Genomic DNA, 14985 nt, shown 5'->3' with positions numbered 1-14985 from the left:
ATTTTCGGTACGCACTGAGTGTCTCGCCCGCCTGGCAACCCCAGTCCCGTCCACACCCCACGCGAGACCGCACCCACTCCAGACCCTGCCGCGCCCCCGCCCTCCGGCTGGTCTCCACGGCCCTATCAGGGCGCCCGATAGGGCCATGAGGTCCAGCCCCGCAACTCGGGCTGGTCTCCAGGGCCCGATCGAGCCGTCGGGTGGGGCCGTGAGCTCCAGCTCGGGGTCCGGCTGGTGTTCAGGGCCCTATCGGGGTCTCGGATAGGGCGGTGAGGGCCAGCTCGGGGGGTTGGGCTGGTGTTCAGGGCCCTATGGGGGTGTTGGGTGGGGCGGTGAGGGCCAGCTTGGGCGGTTGGGCTGGTGTTCAGGGCCCTATTGGGGTGTTGGGTGGGGCGGTGAGGGCCAGCTCGGGGTGGTCGGGCTGGTGTTCAGGGCCCTATCGGGGCGTCGGATAGGGCGGTGAGGACCAGCCGGGAGGGGCAGCGGACCCGCACGACACGCGCTGCGGTCCGGACCGATCGCGGCCTTGCGAGCCGATTGCCACGGGGCTTCGAGTCGTACCGGAGAATGATCCGGAAAGTGGTCGGCGGGCGTCGCGGCAGCGAGGGTGGTTTGTCCGGAAGTGGTCAGGTGGTGGCGAGCAGGGCCCGGAGCTGGGCCCAGGCGTCGTCGGCGGTGATGCGTTCGTCGATGTCCTGGCGGAGGAAGGCGCTGATGCGCGGCCAGGCGGCGTTGGCGCGGTCGGCCTCCGGGTTGGTGCCGGGGACGTAGGCGCCGATTTCGACCAGTTCGCGGACGTCGCGGTGGGCGGCCATCAGGCGGCGTAGTTCGGTGGCGTCGGCGCGTTGTTCGCGGGACGTGATCTTGTTGGCTACCCGGGAGATCGAGTCGAGGGCCTGGATGCTGGGGAAGTGGCCGGCGGTGGCGAGTTTGCGGTCCAGCACGATGTGGCCGTCCAGGATCGAGCGGGCCGCGTCGGCGATCGGCTCGTTGTGGTCGTCGCCCTCGACCAGCACGGTGTAGAGGCCGGTGATGCTGCCGCGGGCGCCCGGACCGGCGCGTTCCAGCAGGCTGGCCAGCATGGCGAAGACCGACGGGGGGTAACCGCGGGTGGCGGGCGGCTCGCCGACCGAGAGGCCGACCTCGCGCTGGGCCATCGCGGCCCGGGTCACGCTGTCCATCATCAGCAGGACGTCGGCGCCCTCGTCGCGGTAGTACTCGGCGATCCGGGTGGCGACCGAACCGGCCCGGAGCCGCACCAGCGGCGGCGTGTCCGAGGTGGCGATCACCACCACCGAGCGGGCCAGGCCCTCCGGGCCCAGGTCGTGCTCGATGAACTCGCGCACCTCGCGGCCGCGCTCGCCGACCAGGGCGACCACGTTCAGCTCGGCCGAGGTGCCGCGGGTGATCATGCTCATCAGGGTGGACTTGCCGACGCCGGATCCGGCGAAGATGCCGATGCGCTGGCCGCGGCCGCACGGGACCAGGGTGTCCAGCACCCGTACGCCCAGCGACATCGGCTTGTCGACCAGCTGGCGCTCCATCGCCGAGGGTGGCGCCTGCTCGATGCCGACCAGCTCGCCGCGCAGTGGTGGCCCGCCGTCCATCGGCCGGCCGAGCCCGTCCAGGATGCGTCCGCGCAGGTCCGGGCCGACCGAGATGCGCAGCGGGCCGCCGGTGCTCATCGCCGGGGTGCCGGCGCCGATCCCGGCGATCGGGCCCAGCGGCAGGCAGTTGAGCTGCTGCCCGTCGAGAGCCGCGACCTCGGCGAGCACCGCGTCCGCGCCGGTGCCGATCTGGAGCAGTTCGCCGACCTTGGCCTCCAGCCCGCTGACCGTGACCCGCAGGCCGACCGCGCCGGTGACCCGGCCGGAGACGCTGGGGCGGGCGGCCGCGACGGCGGCCCGCATGCGGTGCTGGAAGACGTCGGTCATATCCGCAGGGCCTCCCGGGCGCGCGCGACCGCCGCCGCGATGGTCGCGTCGACGGTCGCGGTGCCGGTCTCGGCGATCGCGTCGCCGGGGCGCAGGCTGGGATCGGCGTGCAGGTTGATCCGGCGGCCCTGGTAGTCGAAGACGCCGTCGGCGTCGCCGACCAGGTTCGCGTAGTCCTCGGGGTGCAGGCGGAGCACCACGTCGCCGTGTTCCGGCGCGGCGGTCATCGCCCGGCGCAGCGCGTCCTGCCCACGCTCCGGGTCGTCGTGCAGGGTGCGCCCGATCACCGCCTCGGCCAGCTCGAACGCGCTGGCCAGCACCAGTTCCTGCAACTCGGTGAATGTGGGCATGAGCTGGTTCTCCAGCTCGGTGACGGCCCGGCCGAGCGCGTTGACGGCGTGCGCCAGGGCGGCCGACCGGCGGTGCTCGTGGTGCTCCTCGGCGGCCCGCGCCCGGGCGGCGGCCTCCTCGGCGGCCGCCACGGCGTCGCGTTTGCCCTGCGCCCAGCCCTCGGCGTAGCCGGTGGTCCGGGCCGCCATCCGCTCCTCCTCGAGGACCTTCGGATCGTTCGGCTCGGGCAGGCGCAGGTCGGTGGCGAACTGAGCGGCGGCCGCCTGCCGGGCGGTCGCGCCGCGCAGCACCGGCCGGTCAGGCGATGAGCTCATCGACATCGCCGCCGCGCTGGATCTCGATCTGGCCGGAGTCCTCCAGGGTGCGGATGACGCCGACGATCTTCGCCTGCGACTCCTCGACCATCTTGACCTTGACCGGGCCGAGCAGGTCCATCTCCTCCAGCAGGTTCTCCCGGCCACGCTCGGAGAGGTTCTTGGTGACCTTGTCGCGGACCGTCTCCGGCACACCCTTGAGGGCGGTGGCCAAGTCTGCCGGCTCCACCTGGCGCAGGATCAGCTGCACCGCCCGATCCTCCAGGTTCACGATGTCCTCGAACATGAACATCCTGCGCCGGATCTCCTCGGCCAGCTCCGGGCTGCGTGCCTCCAGGGCTTCCAGGATGAGCCGCTCGGTGGTCCGGTCGGCGCGGTTGATGATCTCGACCAGCGGCGCGAGGCCGCCGACCGTGGAGAGCTCGTCCGGCTGGAGCACGCTGGAGAGCTTGCGCTGCAACGCGCTCTCCACCTGCCGGATGATGTCCGGCGAGGTGCGGTCCATGATCGCGATCCGGTGCGCGACCTCGGTCTGCACCTCCAGCGGCAGACCGGCCAGGATCGACGAAGCGAGCCCGGCCGGGATGTGGGCCAGCACCAGCGCAATGGTCTGCGGGTGCTCGTACTGCACGTAGGAGAGCAACTGCCGGGGGTCGGCGTGGCTGAGGAAGTTGAACGGGATGTCGTTCATCGACGCTTCGAGCCGGTCCAGGATCAGCGCCGCCCGCTCCTTGCCGAGCGACGCCTCCAGCAGCTCACGGGCGTAGTCCATGCCACCCGACCCGGCGAACCGGGTGGTCGCCATGGCATAGAACTCGTCCATCACGTCGTCGACCTGAACGGGGTCGAGTTTGCCCAGCCGCGCCACCTCGGCGGAGAGCGCCTCGACCTCCTTCTCGGTCATGTTCGCCAGCACCTGCGCGGATTGTTCCTTGCCGAACTGGATCAGCATTATCGCCGCTTTGCGTACGCCCGTCATGGAGAGCGTGGTGAGCGCGGGTGTGGTCAACTCCTGCTCCTCCTGGTGGTGCGTGGTGGTCGCGCCGGCCGCTCAGCGGTGCGTGGTCGCGTCTGCCGACATCCAGCCTCGCAGGAGAGTGGCCATTTCGTCCGGCTTCTCCTGGACCATCTGCTCGATCTCGCGATGCCGCTCCTCGCGGGCCTCGTCGTGCACCTCCATCGGCACGCCGCCCTCGATCATGGCGGCGGCGCTCATCGCCTGCGTGGCCTCCAGTTCGGCCTGCCGCTGGGCGTCCAGCGCGGCCTGCATCTCCTCCAGGTGCGCCTTCTCCTCCGCGGTGAGCTGCTGGCGGCGCTTGGCCCGCCGGCTGGCCCGCCAGGCCAGGAAGATCAGGGCCAGCACCACGAAGGCGAGGGCGCCGGTCTTGACCAGGGTCATCTGCTTGTTCTGCTTGTCCGCGGCGGCCGCCGCGGCGAGCTCGTTCTGGGCCGCCTGCTGGGCCGAGGTGTCGAACGGCATGGCGCTGACCGCGACGGTGTCACCACGGGTGGCGTCGATCCCGGCCGCCGAGCTGACCAGCTGCTGCACCTGGGTCGGGTCGACCGAGGCGGCGGTGGTGCTGTCCAGCAGGACCGCGACGTTCAGCCGGCGGATGCTGCCGGGCGCCTTCCGGCGGACCTCCTGCACCTCGTTGAGGGCGTTCTGCCGGGCCTCGTTCTTGTTGGCGTACTGACCGTTCGAGCCGGCGCCGTTCGGGACCTGGATGTTGTCCGGGCCGAGCACGCCGCCGTTGCCGACGCCGCTCCCGCTGTACGTCTCCGAGCTGCTGGTCTCCGAGAGCGACGGCAGCGACGGGTCCGAGCTGTACGTCTTGCTCCGCGTCTCGGTCTGGTCGAAGTCCAGGTCGGCGGTGGTGGTCACGACCGAGTGCCCGGGTCCGACCAGCCGGTCCAGCATGGTCTGCAACGAGGAGTTCATCCGGTTCTGGAACTCGACGGTCTGCGCCTCGGAGCCGCTGTCCCCGCCGGTGGCGATCGACGCCCCGCCGCCGGTGGAGAGGATCTTGCCGTCCGCGCCGGCGACCGTGACCTGGGTGGGGTCCAGGCCCTCGACGCTGGAGGCGACCAGGTGCACGATCGACTGCACCTGGTCGGAGGTCAGCGGCCTGGTGGCCTTGGAGGCGACCAGCACCGAGGCGGTGGTCTTGGCGTTGCTGTCGGCGAAGACGTCCTTCTGCGGCATCACCAGGTGCACGGTGGCCGCCTCGACGCCGTCGATCGACTTGATGGTCTTGGCGAGCTCACCCTCGAGTGCCCGCTGGTAGTTCGCGTGCTGCATGAAGTCGCTGGTGGTGATGCCCTGCTGGTCCAGCAACGAGTAACCGGTGCCCTCGTCGTTGGGCAGGCCCTCGCCGGAGAGTTGCAGGCGCAGGGAGTTCACCTGGTCGCGCGGCACCATGATGGTCTGGCCGTCGTTCGCCAGCTCATATGAGGTGTTGGACTTCTGCAAGGACTCGACGATGGCGCTCGCGTCCTTCGTCGAGAGGTTGTTGAAGAGGATCGCGTACGACGGCTTGGCCGCCCACGTCGCGAAGAAGTATCCGCCGACGACGATGGCGATGACGGCGAAGATCGTGACAGCCTTCTGTCCCGGCGTGAAGGACTTGAAGGTGTCCGTTATGCGGCGTACCGGAGCGGGAAGGCGGTCAGTCATCTCAGGCCTGCATCCTCATGATCTCTTGGAACGCCTCGACGGCCTTGTTGCGGACGGCCAGCGTCATCTGGAGGCCGAGCGACGCCTCGGTGGCGGCCATCGTGTACTGGGCGGGGTCCTGCAACTGCCCGTTGGCCACCTGGACGGCGAGATCGCTCGCCTTGGTCTGGGAGGCCTGGACGCTCTCCAGGCCCTTGGACAACATGCGGGCGAAGTCGGTGTTGGGGCTGGCGGTCTTGGCGGCCTCGTCGAGATCCAGGTTGTCGGAGATCCCTGACATACCCGAAATTCCGGAGATTCCGCTGAAGCCGGAGAGCCCGCCGATCGGATTGATCGCCGAAGTCATGATCACTTCCCGAGGTTGATGGCGGCGGTGTACGCGTCCCGGGCCCGGTCGACCACCGAGAGGTTGGCCTGGTAGGAGCGCTGCGCCATGATCATCTGAGCCATCTGGCTACCCATGTCGATGTCCGGCCGGCGGACGTACCCCTCGGAGTCGGCGAGCGGGTTGTCCGGTTCGTAGGCCAGGATGCCCTCGGCGTTGCCGAGCTGCACCCCGGCCACCTCGGCGCCGTTGCCGTCCTGCGCGGCGCGGGCCTGCACGTAGCGGGCCTGGAACGCGTTCTCGGAGGTACGGCTGGTGTTGTTCATGTTCGCGATGTTGTCGGAGACCGCGTCGAGCCACTTGCGGTAGACCGTGACGCCGGTTCCCGCGACCCCGATGGCGTTGAAGATGCTCATCGTCAGGCTCCCTTGATGGCGTCGCGCAGCAATCCGTACTTGCCGTCGATGGCCCGGAGGGTGAGCTGGTAGCGCATCGTGGTGTCGATGTGCGACAGCGTCTCCTCGTCGAGGTTGACGTTGTTGCCGTTGAGCCGGGTCGGCTCCAGCGACTCCTGGACGCTCGGGGTGATGCCGAGCGGCGACTGGCCGCGCGCGACGGCGCCCTGAAGCGCCTCCTCGAACTTGACCTTACGGGCACGGAAGCCCGGGGTCTCGACGTTCGCGATGTTGTTGGCGATGGCGGTCTGCCGCGCCGACAGTCCGGAGACGGCCACGCGCAGCGCGTTGGTGGAAAGGTCGTCGAACACCTGGTAGCTCCCTGATCGAAGCGTTCCGGTTGCCGATCCTTGGCGGGCTGGTGAGCAATCCGTGCTCGTACCATGCAGTTCGGCGAGTCCGGCGATCCGCTTAGTGTCAGACGGTTGCTGCGAGGTTGCACACGAAAACGTCCCGGACCCCCTGCCGGGGATCCGGGACGTTCGCGGTGGTTCACATGGCGCGGTCGAGGTAAACGGGGCGCTTGACCGCCTCACCGGTCTCGATCCGGGAGGTCATCGCGCTCTGCTGCCGGTTGGCGGTGAGCCGCCGGGCGAGTTCCTGCGCCACCGCCAGCTGCCGGGTGAGGATCTCGTCGGCCCGCGGCTTGAGCTCCAGCGGCAGCGCGCCCAGCTCGGTCGGCGGCCGCCAGATGTCGGCCGGCGGCGTCTCGGCGTGCCGGTGCTCGTCGGCGAGCATCGCCTCGACCGCCGCGACGTCCATCTCCAGCTCGTCGAGCGCCGTCGTCCAGGCGCCTCGCCAGTCCCCGGTCATGACCGTGCTCAGCCCGCTGCCACGGCAGCCTCGCGCCACGCGTCGCGCAGCGGTTCGAGCAGTTTGCGGCAGGTGGCCACCCGGTCCGGATCGCGGGCGATGGTCGCGCCGATCAGCTCGGTGAGGATGTAGCCGTACAGGTTGGCCAGGCCGGGCGCGCCCTCCCACTCATCGACGTGCAGCGTGGTCCGCAGCTCGATGAGGATCTCCTGGGCGTGGGCGATCTTGTCGTTGGCCAGCGCCCGGTCGTCGGCACGGAGCGCCTCCTCGCCCTGGTTCAGGTCGAGGATCATGCGGTCGTAGAGCATCACCAGGAGCTTCGCCGGCGACGCGGTGTTGATCGAGTCCTGGAGGTAGCGGTCACGGAGGTGCGGGGCCGGAGCAGTCATCGAATCCCTTAGTCAGGCGGGTGGCTGGCGGGCGAGTGGCGGCAGGCGATCAGCCGAGGCTGGAGATCTGCCCGGCCAGCCAGGTCGACTGGTTCTTCATGTTGCCGAGCGCGGTCTCCATGGCGGCGTACTGCCGCTGCAACGCCTCGCGGCGGGTGGCCAGCCGGGTGTCCCAGTTGCTGATCTGGTCGTTGATCGAGTCGATCTCGTTCTTCCGGCCGGTGATCACCGCGGTGACGCTGGTCGACTGCTTGTCGGCGAGAGCCTTGAAGTTCTGCGCGAACCCGATCGCGGCTTCCTGGATCGTGCTGGGGTTGGCGTTGTACGCCGAGGTGAACGCGTTCGCGTCGAAGCTGAGCTGGCCGTCCCGGCTGAGCGAGATGCCGAACTGGCTGAGCGAGCCGAAGGTCTTCGTCTTCGGGTTGGTCGTCGCGTCCTCGGGCAGGTTCTTGTTGTACGCCGGGTTGTCGTAGGTCAGCCCGGTGCTGATCTTGCCGAGCACCGTCTGGGTCATCTCGCGGACCATGAAGTCACCGGTCAGCGGCGACGCTTTTCTGGTCGCAGGGTCGTACGCGGTCTGGTTCTTGATCTCGCCGAGCGCCGCGTTGATCGAGTCGACCACCGCCTGCATCTTGTTCGCGATGCCGGCGACGTCGTTGGTGGCGTTGACCGTGACACCGGTCTCCTCCTTGGTGACGTTGATCGTCACGCCGGGGATCAGGCCGGTGAAGGTGTTCGTGTCGCTCTTGATCGTGTAGGCGGTGTCACCGGAGCCGACCTGCAGCGACGCGCTCTTCGAGTACGTGGTGGCCGGGCTCGCGCCGGTGTTGCCGTTCGCGTCGATACCCAGGTTCTCCAGGCCGGTCACCTGGAAGCCGTAGTCCTCGCCGGTCTTGGTGCCGGTGAACTGGAGTACGCCCTCGGTGTCCGAGGTGTTCACCACGTAGGCCCGGACGTCCAGACCGGCCGAGTTGAGCTTCCCAGCGATCTTGTCCGGTGAGCTGCCGTCGGTCAGGTCCAGGGTGACCGACTTGGGCGGGTTCGCCGGCGTGAAGTTGCCGTTCTCGTCGTACTTGCCCATGGAGACGGTGACCGAGGCGCCGGTGTCGACCGGCGTCTTCACGGTCTTGCCGTCCTGGACCGAGACGGTGTTGGTCGCCAGCTTGATCGTGGTGCTCTGCGCGGAGGCGACACTCTTCACGTCGAAGGTGACCCGGCCCGCGGTGTTGACCAGCCCGGTGGTCGTGGTGGCGGTGACCGAGGACGAACTGGACGTGGCCTTGGTGGCCCGCCAGGTGCTGAGCTGGGTCATCGCGTCCGCGGCCGACTTGACCGCCTTGAGGTTGGCGTTGACCGACTGGTAGGAGGCCACCGCGGTCTGCGCGTTCTGGACCTTGGTCTTGAGCTTGGTCTGAGGGGCGGCCTCCACCTGCATCAGCTGGCTGATCACGGAGGAGGTGCTCATTCCACTGACGAGGCCGTCGACGGAGCTGGTCACGGGAGTGCCTTCCTGCTGCGGGGGCGGGGGCGGGAGTGGAGCGGGGGTAGCCGGCGGGCGAGCCGGCTACCCCCGTCTGTTCGGTCGTCTGCGCGACGGATTCAGTTGCGATCCGTCGCCAACCGGTTAGCGCCAGGTATCAGCGCAGCAGGGACAGCACGTTCTGCGAGGACTGGTTCGCCTGCGACAGCATCGACGTGCCGGCCTGGGTGAGGATCTGGCTCCGGGTGAAGGAGACCATCTCCTGCGCCATGTCGGTGTCCCGGATCCGGGACTCCGACGCGGACAGGTTCTCCACCGCCGTGTTGAGGTTGTTGATGGTGTGCTCGAAGCGGTTCTGCGACGCACCGAGCGAGGCCCGCTGGTCGGAGATCGACTTGATCGCGGAGTCCAGCGCCTTGATCGCCTTGTTCGCACCGGACACGCCGTTCGCGTCGGCGCCGGCCGTGAGGTCCAGGCCGCTGAGGCCCAGCGACGAGGCGCTGGTCTTGGCGATCGAGACGTTCAGCTTCTCGCCGGCGTTGGCGCCGATCTGGAAGTCACCGTTGGTGCCAGAGGTCTTGGTGGTGCTGGCGCCGTCCGTGAACGCGTCGCCGACCTGGTCGGAGATCGTGAACGCGGCGGTGCCGTCGAGGCTGAACGACATACCGGTGCCGTCGGCCGCGACGTCGGACGAGACGTGCAGTTCACCGCCGGTGAAGCCCTGGGCCGCGTTGGCCGGAGCGGTGAGCGCCGCCTTGATCGCCGTGTTGAGCTTGTCGGCGACGTCCTTGGCGGAGTCGGTCGCGGCCGGCGTGACGCTGACCGCGATCGGGTTGTCGCTGAGGTCCTTGCTGCCGATCTGCTGGATGTTGAAGGAGATCGTGGCCGGCATCGCGGTCAGCTTGTTGGTCGCGGTGTTGCCCTCGGTGGTGCCGAAGGAGCCGTCGAGCAGCTTCGACTTGCCGAACGCGGTGGTGTCGCCGACGCGGTCGATCTCGGCCGCGAGCTGGTCGAACTCCTTCTGCGCGGCGCCCTTGGCGTCGGTGTCCAGGGACGCGTTGGACGCCTGGACCGACAGGTCACGCATGCGCTGGAGCATGCTGGTGACCTCGTTCAGCGCACCCTCAGCGGTCTGCACGACGCTGATCGCGTCCTGAGCGTTGCGCACCGCGACCTTGAGACCGCCGGTCTGCGCCCGCAGACCCTCGGAGATCGACAGGCCGGCCGCGTCGTCCGCCGCCCGGTTGATGCGGAAACCGCTGGACAACTTCTCCAGCGACTTCGACATCTGGCTGTCGGTCACCGACAGGTTCCGGTAGGCGTTCTGCGCGGCGATGTTCTGGTTGATGCGAAGACCCATTGTGGTGATTCCTCCTTGACTGGGGTCTTGAACCGGCCCGTCCGTGAGCCGTTGGTGTTGCGCCATTCCCTTCGGCGGGCAGCCGAGAGGCGCTGAGCGATTCTCCGAGAAAATCTCCGGCTAATCCGGCTAACCGGATAAATGCCGATCGGGCGAAACCACTCAGCGGCACGGCGAACATGCCGACCTGTCCGAATGAGTGGGTTGCCGAAAGGGTGCAGCCCGACCAGCGAACGACGGAGGACCGGGTGAGTCTGACCGACCTGGCCAGCGTCTTGTGGCGCTCTCGGGAGCTGCTGGAGATGCTCCTGTTCAAGCTTGAGGAGGAGCAGTTGCTCCTCGCGGCCAACCGATCCCGCTGGTTGAGCCACGCCACCCGGGAGGTGGAAGTGGTGCTGGACCAGATCCGCCAGACCGAGGTGATCCGGGCGGCGTACGCGCAGGACGTCGCGATCGAGCTCGGCCTGAGCCCGGAGGCGTCGCTGGGCGAGCTGGCCGACGCGGCGCCCGACCCCTGGTCGGATCTCCTCCATCAGCACCGTAAGGCGTTCCTGCTGCTGACGTCGGAGATCCGGGCCCTGGCCGACGTCAACCGTGACCTGCTCACCGCGGGCCAGCGCGCGGCTCGCGAAACCATGCTCGTGTTCGCCGAGTCTGTGGAAACGTACGGACCGCAGGGCCAGACCGTCACCGGCGGCATCCGCCGGCCCACCCTCGTCGATGAGGCGATCTGATGGCTAGCACATTCAGTGGACTGAACACCGCGCTGACGTCTCTGTACGCGCAGCGCCGCGGCCTCGACATCACCGGACAGAACATCGCCAACGCGAGCACCGAGGGTTACACCCGGCAGCGCGTCGTGATGCAGGCGCAGAACGCCAACCTGACGCCCGGCATCTACGCCAGCACCCTCGCGGTAGGCGCCGGCGTCACCGTCTCGACGGTGGAACGGCTACGGAACACCGCGCTCGACCACCGCAGCTACACCGAGCACGCGAACTCGTCGTACCTCAACGAGAAGGCCGGCGCGTACGCGCTGATCGAGGACGTCTTCGCGGAGCCCAGCGACACCGCGTTGCAGGCCCGCATGCAGGACATGTGGGACGGCTGGAACGCGGTCGCCACCAACCCGGACAAGGCGGCGCCCAAGTCCGCGCTGCTGGAGCAGGCGACCACGGTGGCCGCCACGCTCAACGACGCGTCCAAGGCGATCAACAACCAGTTCGAGTCGATCCGGGCCGGCCTGGACACCTACGTCGGCGACGTCAACAAGTCGGCCGAGGAGGTGGCCAAGCTGAACAAGGAGATCGTGGTCGCCAAGGCGGCCGGGTTGCAGGCCAACGAGCTGATGGACCGGCGCTCGCAGGAGATTCTCAAGCTCTCCCAGGTCGTCGGCGCCACCGCGACCGACCTGCCGAACGGCGCGACCAACGTCTTCATCGGCAGCGCGCCGCTGGTCAGCGAGTTCACCAACCGGCCGATCGAGATCGAGGCGGGCGGGGCGACCCAGCTCGCCGACCTCGACAGCGACGTCCTGGTGAACCTGCGGTTCAAGGACACCAAGACGGCGGTCGCCGCGGGCGGGACGATGGGCTCGCAGATGGAGCTGCTCGCCAAGGACGGCACCCTGCACGACATCTCGAACCGGCTGGACAAGGTGGCCCAGAAGCTGGCCGAGACCGTCAACGACAAGTACGGCACCGGCTACAGCATGAAGGGCGACACCGGTCAGCAGTTCTTCGTCGACCGCGACCGGCCCAACGATCCGACCGCCACGATCACCGCGGGGAACATCGGGGTGAAGGTGTCCGACCCGGACGACCTGGCCGTCTCGACCAAGGACCCGAAAGGCGTGCTCACCACCAAGGCGCTGGACGGCGGGATCGCCGACGACCTGGCCGAGCTGGCCACCTCCCGGGACGGCGCCGACGCCGAGTACCAGCAGCTGATCGGCGACCTCGGGGTGGCCGCGCAGTCGTCGATCCGCCGGCGCGACGTGCAGAACGCGGTGACCGACCAGGTGGACGCCGCACGGGACGCGGAGTCCGGGGTCAACCTCGACGAGGAGATGACCAACCTGCTCACCTACCAGCGCGGTTACGAGGCCGCGTCGCGGGTGCTCACCACGGTCGACTCGATGCTCGACCAATTGATCAACCGAACCGGCATGGTCGGTAGGTAGGGGGACGACGGCTCATGAGCAGCCCACGAGTCACCGAGAGCAGCGTCCGCACCCGGACGATGGCGAGCCTGCAGCGCAACCTCAACCGGACGCAGACGGCGCAGGACCAGATCTCCAGCGGCAAGCAGCTGCACCGCCCGTCGGACTCGCCGACCGGCACGGTCACCGCACTCCAGTTGCGCGGCGAGGTCCGCGCGAACAAGAAGTACTCGACCAACGCCGACGACGCGATGGGCCGGCTCGGCACCGTGCAGGACACCCTCCAGAGCTCGACCACGCTGGTCGCCAAGGTCCGGGAGCTCACCCTGGCGGCGGCCAGCGCGGGCGGCGGCAGCACGCCGGAGGCGAACAACGCGCGGGCCGCCGAGATCGACCAGATCCGCGGCACGCTCATTCAGTACGCCAACACGAAGTACCTGGACCGCCCGGTCTTCGGCGGCTCCACACCGGACTCCGCGGCGTACGCGAGCGGCGCCTACGTCGGCGAGGAGGCCGGTGAGACGGCCCGGATGATCGGGCCGAACGCCAAGGTCCGGGTGGACGTCCGCGGCCCCGAGGTGTTCGGCAACGACTACCTCGTCAACGGCGACGGCAAGTACGTCGACGCCGACGGGCAGGAGCTGGCCGACCAGACCGATCCGGCGGCCCGGGTGCGGAACCCGGCGCAACTGTTCAACGTTCTCAAGGACCTGTCCGACGCCATGAAGTCGGGCGACTCGGCCGCTATCGACACCGGCCTGAAGAACCTCGACAAAGCGTCTGATCTGCTGAATTCCACTCTTTCGGACGTAGGTGCTCGATACAATCGGGTTACACAGATGAAGCAGTCCGCTGAGGATCGCTTGATGTCCGTGTCGTCGCAGCTGTCCGATATCGAGGATGTCGACCTGCCCAAGGCGATCATGGAATTGCAGCTCCAGCAGACCTCGTATCAGGCCGCCCTGGCCGCCACGGCCAAGGTGATCCAGCCCTCGCTCATCGATTTCCTGAGGTGACCATGACTACTCGCACCATGTCCCGACCGATCGAGGCCACCATGACCGACCCGTCGCTGGGCCTGCCGACCATCTCGATGGCGGTTCCCATGCCGGGGTTCCCGGCGCACAAGGAATTCGTCCTGGTGCGCCTGAACGACGACGGTCTGCTCTACGCCCTGACCTCGCTCGACAACCCGGAGCTGCGCTTCCTGGTGGCACCGCCGGAGCCGTTCTTCCCGGAGTACGCCCCGGAGATCGACGAGTCGGTGTTCGCCGCGCTGAACACCAAGGACCCGGACCGGGTACTGCTGCTCACGGTCATCACCGCGGGCAAGGAGGAGACCACCGCGAACCTCCTCGCCCCGATCGTGGTGGACCGGGACAGCATGCGGGCGATGCAGACCGTCCTCACCGGCTCCGGCTACCCGGTCCGGGCGATCATGAACCGGTCGTACTGATCCTCCAGGTGAGGGCTTGTCACGACGGCCGGGACCTCGCGCCTCGTGACAACCCTCCAAGGCGCGGTCGCGTTCCCTCGCGGCCGCGCCTTTGCCATGCTGTCCGTTCCATGGATGGAGGAGGAGGGCGTCGATGCTAGTGCTGACCAGGCGGGCCGGCGAGAGCGTGATGATCGGCGACGACGTCGTGATCACCGTGCTGGAGGCCCGGGGCGACGTCATCCGGCTGGGCATCCAGGCTCCCCGTGACGTGCAGGTGCACCGCGAGGAGGTGTATCGCGAGTTGCAGGACGCGAACCGGGCGGCCGCCTCGCCGACCGACGACGCGGTGCACGCGATCACCCAGATGCTCCAGAAGCCGGGAGAGTGAGGGCCGCGCCCGCCATCACCGGTGGCGGGCGCACCTCAGCTGCACCGGCGGCTGACCCCGGAGACAACGCGCGACCGGCATTCTTCTCCCCGACGGAGAACTTCAGTCGGGGAGCGAACGTGGCAGAGCGGGAATCAGTCATCGGCGGCGGTGCGGTCGGCACCGCATGCGCGCTGGACCTGACGGTGGACGGCCACGTGCACACCGGGTTCGCGGCCGGGCGGGATGCCGTCGGCGTGGTGGTCTCGGCCGCCGACCGGGCCGGACTGACCTCGCTCACCTTCGCCGACCAGGCCGGACCGGACACCACCTGGCTGACCGCGTACGCGGACGCCGTGCGCCGGGCCCGGCACCGCACCGAGATGACCCTGCGGGTGGCCGCCGAGGTCGAGGTGGTCCGCCCGGACGGCTGGCTCGCGCTGCCCACCGACCTGGCCCAGCTGGACGCGCTGTCGGTGGCGGTCTCCGCCCTGCCGGCCGGCGACGAGCCGCTCGACGCCCGGGCCGTGCGCGCCCTGGTCGAGACCGGCGAGCTGACCGCCGAGGAGGTCGCCGAACGCCTGGTCGAGGCCACCGTCCTGGGCCTGGAGCGGGCCTGCCGCTACGTGCCCACCCAGCTGGCCCGCCCGCTCGCGCTGCTGGCCCAGGCCGGCGTGGACGACGCGGCGGTCTCTCCGGCGCTGCTCGCCGACCTGGCCGCCGCCTGCCGCTCCACCGGCACCCTGGTGGAGATCAGCGAGGCGTGGCGCAGCCCGTCCCCGCGCCTGGTCGCGCTGCTGCGCGACGCCGCCGTGACGCTGGTGCCCGCGAGTGACGCCCGGTACGCCGCCGAGGTCGGTGGCTGGCAGTACCTGCGCAGAGTCTGAAAGCCGGTCTCCGCGAAAGCGAACACGGGTCGCACTC

Annotated in this window: 17 protein-coding genes; 6 read left to right on the top strand and 11 right to left on the bottom strand. The window is 69.0% G+C overall.

All coding sequences use genetic code 11. From position 1 onward, the window contains the following. Nucleotides 1–626 precede the first annotated feature (626 nt). From Aiant_RS18605 to Aiant_RS18555, 11 genes are all read right to left on the bottom strand, one after another. On the bottom strand, nucleotides 627–1934 hold the full coding sequence (locus Aiant_RS18605; RefSeq protein WP_189328296.1) for a FliI/YscN family ATPase: 1308 nt from the start codon (nucleotides 1932–1934) through the stop codon (nucleotides 627–629). Continuing rightward, a complete protein-coding gene (locus Aiant_RS18600) occupies nucleotides 1931–2599 on the bottom strand; it encodes a FliH/SctL family protein (protein WP_189328297.1) in 669 nt (222 codons plus the stop codon). The genes Aiant_RS18605 and Aiant_RS18600 overlap by 4 nt, the downstream gene beginning before the upstream one ends. Then, a complete protein-coding gene (gene fliG / locus Aiant_RS18595) occupies nucleotides 2583–3608 on the bottom strand; it encodes a flagellar motor switch protein FliG (protein WP_189328298.1) in 1026 nt (341 codons plus the stop codon). Before fliG ends, Aiant_RS18600 begins: the two co-directional genes overlap by 17 nt. Before the next feature lie 42 nt (nucleotides 3609–3650). Beyond that, the gene (gene fliF, locus Aiant_RS18590; protein WP_189328299.1) at nucleotides 3651–5273 is read right to left on the bottom strand and encodes a flagellar basal-body MS-ring/collar protein FliF; all 1623 of its coding nucleotides are present in this window, start codon (nucleotides 5271–5273) and stop codon (nucleotides 3651–3653) included. Nucleotide 5274: 1 nt separating this feature from the next. Then, nucleotides 5275–5553 (bottom strand): flagellar hook-basal body complex protein FliE, encoded by a 279-nt coding sequence (gene fliE, locus Aiant_RS18585; RefSeq protein WP_483396399.1) that lies wholly within the window; start codon nucleotides 5551–5553, stop codon nucleotides 5275–5277. A 68-nt stretch (nucleotides 5554–5621) separates the two neighbouring features. Then, complete coding sequence (locus tag Aiant_RS18580; protein ID WP_189328301.1) at nucleotides 5622–6014, bottom strand: flagellar basal body rod protein FlgC; 393 nt, start codon at nucleotides 6012–6014, stop codon at nucleotides 5622–5624. A gap of 2 nt (nucleotides 6015–6016) precedes the next feature. After that, complete coding sequence (gene flgB / locus Aiant_RS18575) at nucleotides 6017–6364, bottom strand: flagellar basal body rod protein FlgB (RefSeq protein WP_189328302.1); 348 nt, start codon at nucleotides 6362–6364, stop codon at nucleotides 6017–6019. Nucleotides 6365–6545: 181 nt separating this feature from the next. Further along, the gene (locus Aiant_RS18570; RefSeq protein WP_189328303.1) at nucleotides 6546–6866 is read right to left on the bottom strand and encodes a hypothetical protein; all 321 of its coding nucleotides are present in this window, start codon (nucleotides 6864–6866) and stop codon (nucleotides 6546–6548) included. A gap of 8 nt (nucleotides 6867–6874) precedes the next feature. Beyond that, nucleotides 6875–7255: a flagellar export chaperone FliS gene (gene fliS / locus Aiant_RS18565; RefSeq protein ID WP_189328304.1), complete on the bottom strand. Its 381-nt coding sequence runs from the start codon at nucleotides 7253–7255 to the stop codon at nucleotides 6875–6877. Between the two features lie 49 nt (nucleotides 7256–7304). Further along, nucleotides 7305–8753 carry a flagellar filament capping protein FliD gene (fliD, locus tag Aiant_RS18560; RefSeq protein WP_245006659.1) on the bottom strand — a complete coding sequence of 483 codons (1449 nt, stop codon included), beginning with the start codon at nucleotides 8751–8753 and terminating at the stop codon, nucleotides 7305–7307. A gap of 139 nt (nucleotides 8754–8892) precedes the next feature. Further along, nucleotides 8893–10095, bottom strand: coding sequence for a flagellin N-terminal helical domain-containing protein (locus tag Aiant_RS18555; RefSeq protein ID WP_189328305.1), 1203 nt, complete (start codon nucleotides 10093–10095; stop codon nucleotides 8893–8895). A 248-nt stretch (nucleotides 10096–10343) separates the two neighbouring features. Between Aiant_RS18555 and Aiant_RS18550 the strand changes: the two genes are divergently transcribed. From Aiant_RS18550 to Aiant_RS18525, 6 genes are all read left to right on the top strand, one after another. Further along, nucleotides 10344–10829, top strand: coding sequence for a flagellar protein FlgN (locus tag Aiant_RS18550; RefSeq protein WP_189328306.1), 486 nt, complete (start codon nucleotides 10344–10346; stop codon nucleotides 10827–10829). Next, nucleotides 10829–12277, top strand: a complete 1449-nt coding sequence (gene flgK / locus Aiant_RS18545) for a flagellar hook-associated protein FlgK (protein ID WP_189328307.1) — start codon at nucleotides 10829–10831, stop codon at nucleotides 12275–12277. The genes Aiant_RS18550 and flgK overlap by 1 nt, the downstream gene beginning before the upstream one ends. A 14-nt stretch (nucleotides 12278–12291) precedes the next feature. Next, nucleotides 12292–13272: a flagellin N-terminal helical domain-containing protein gene (locus Aiant_RS18540; RefSeq protein WP_189328308.1), complete on the top strand. Its 981-nt coding sequence runs from the start codon at nucleotides 12292–12294 to the stop codon at nucleotides 13270–13272. Nucleotides 13273–13274: 2 nt separating this feature from the next. Further along, complete coding sequence (fliW, locus tag Aiant_RS18535) at nucleotides 13275–13712, top strand: flagellar assembly protein FliW (protein ID WP_185038015.1); 438 nt, start codon at nucleotides 13275–13277, stop codon at nucleotides 13710–13712. Nucleotides 13713–13845: 133 nt separating this feature from the next. Next, nucleotides 13846–14082: a carbon storage regulator CsrA gene (gene csrA, locus Aiant_RS18530; protein WP_189328309.1), complete on the top strand. Its 237-nt coding sequence runs from the start codon at nucleotides 13846–13848 to the stop codon at nucleotides 14080–14082. 119 nt (nucleotides 14083–14201) lie between these two features. Continuing rightward, nucleotides 14202–14948: a hydrolase gene (locus Aiant_RS18525; protein WP_229829798.1), complete on the top strand. Its 747-nt coding sequence runs from the start codon at nucleotides 14202–14204 to the stop codon at nucleotides 14946–14948. The last annotated feature ends 37 nt before the right edge of the window (nucleotides 14949–14985 follow it).

This window comes from Actinoplanes ianthinogenes, assembly GCF_018324205.1.
GTDB classification, from domain to species: Bacteria; Actinomycetota; Actinomycetes; order Mycobacteriales; family Micromonosporaceae; genus Actinoplanes; species Actinoplanes ianthinogenes.
Note: the sequence above shows the minus strand (reverse complement) of the source record. Positions and strands in the feature narration are given on the sequence as shown.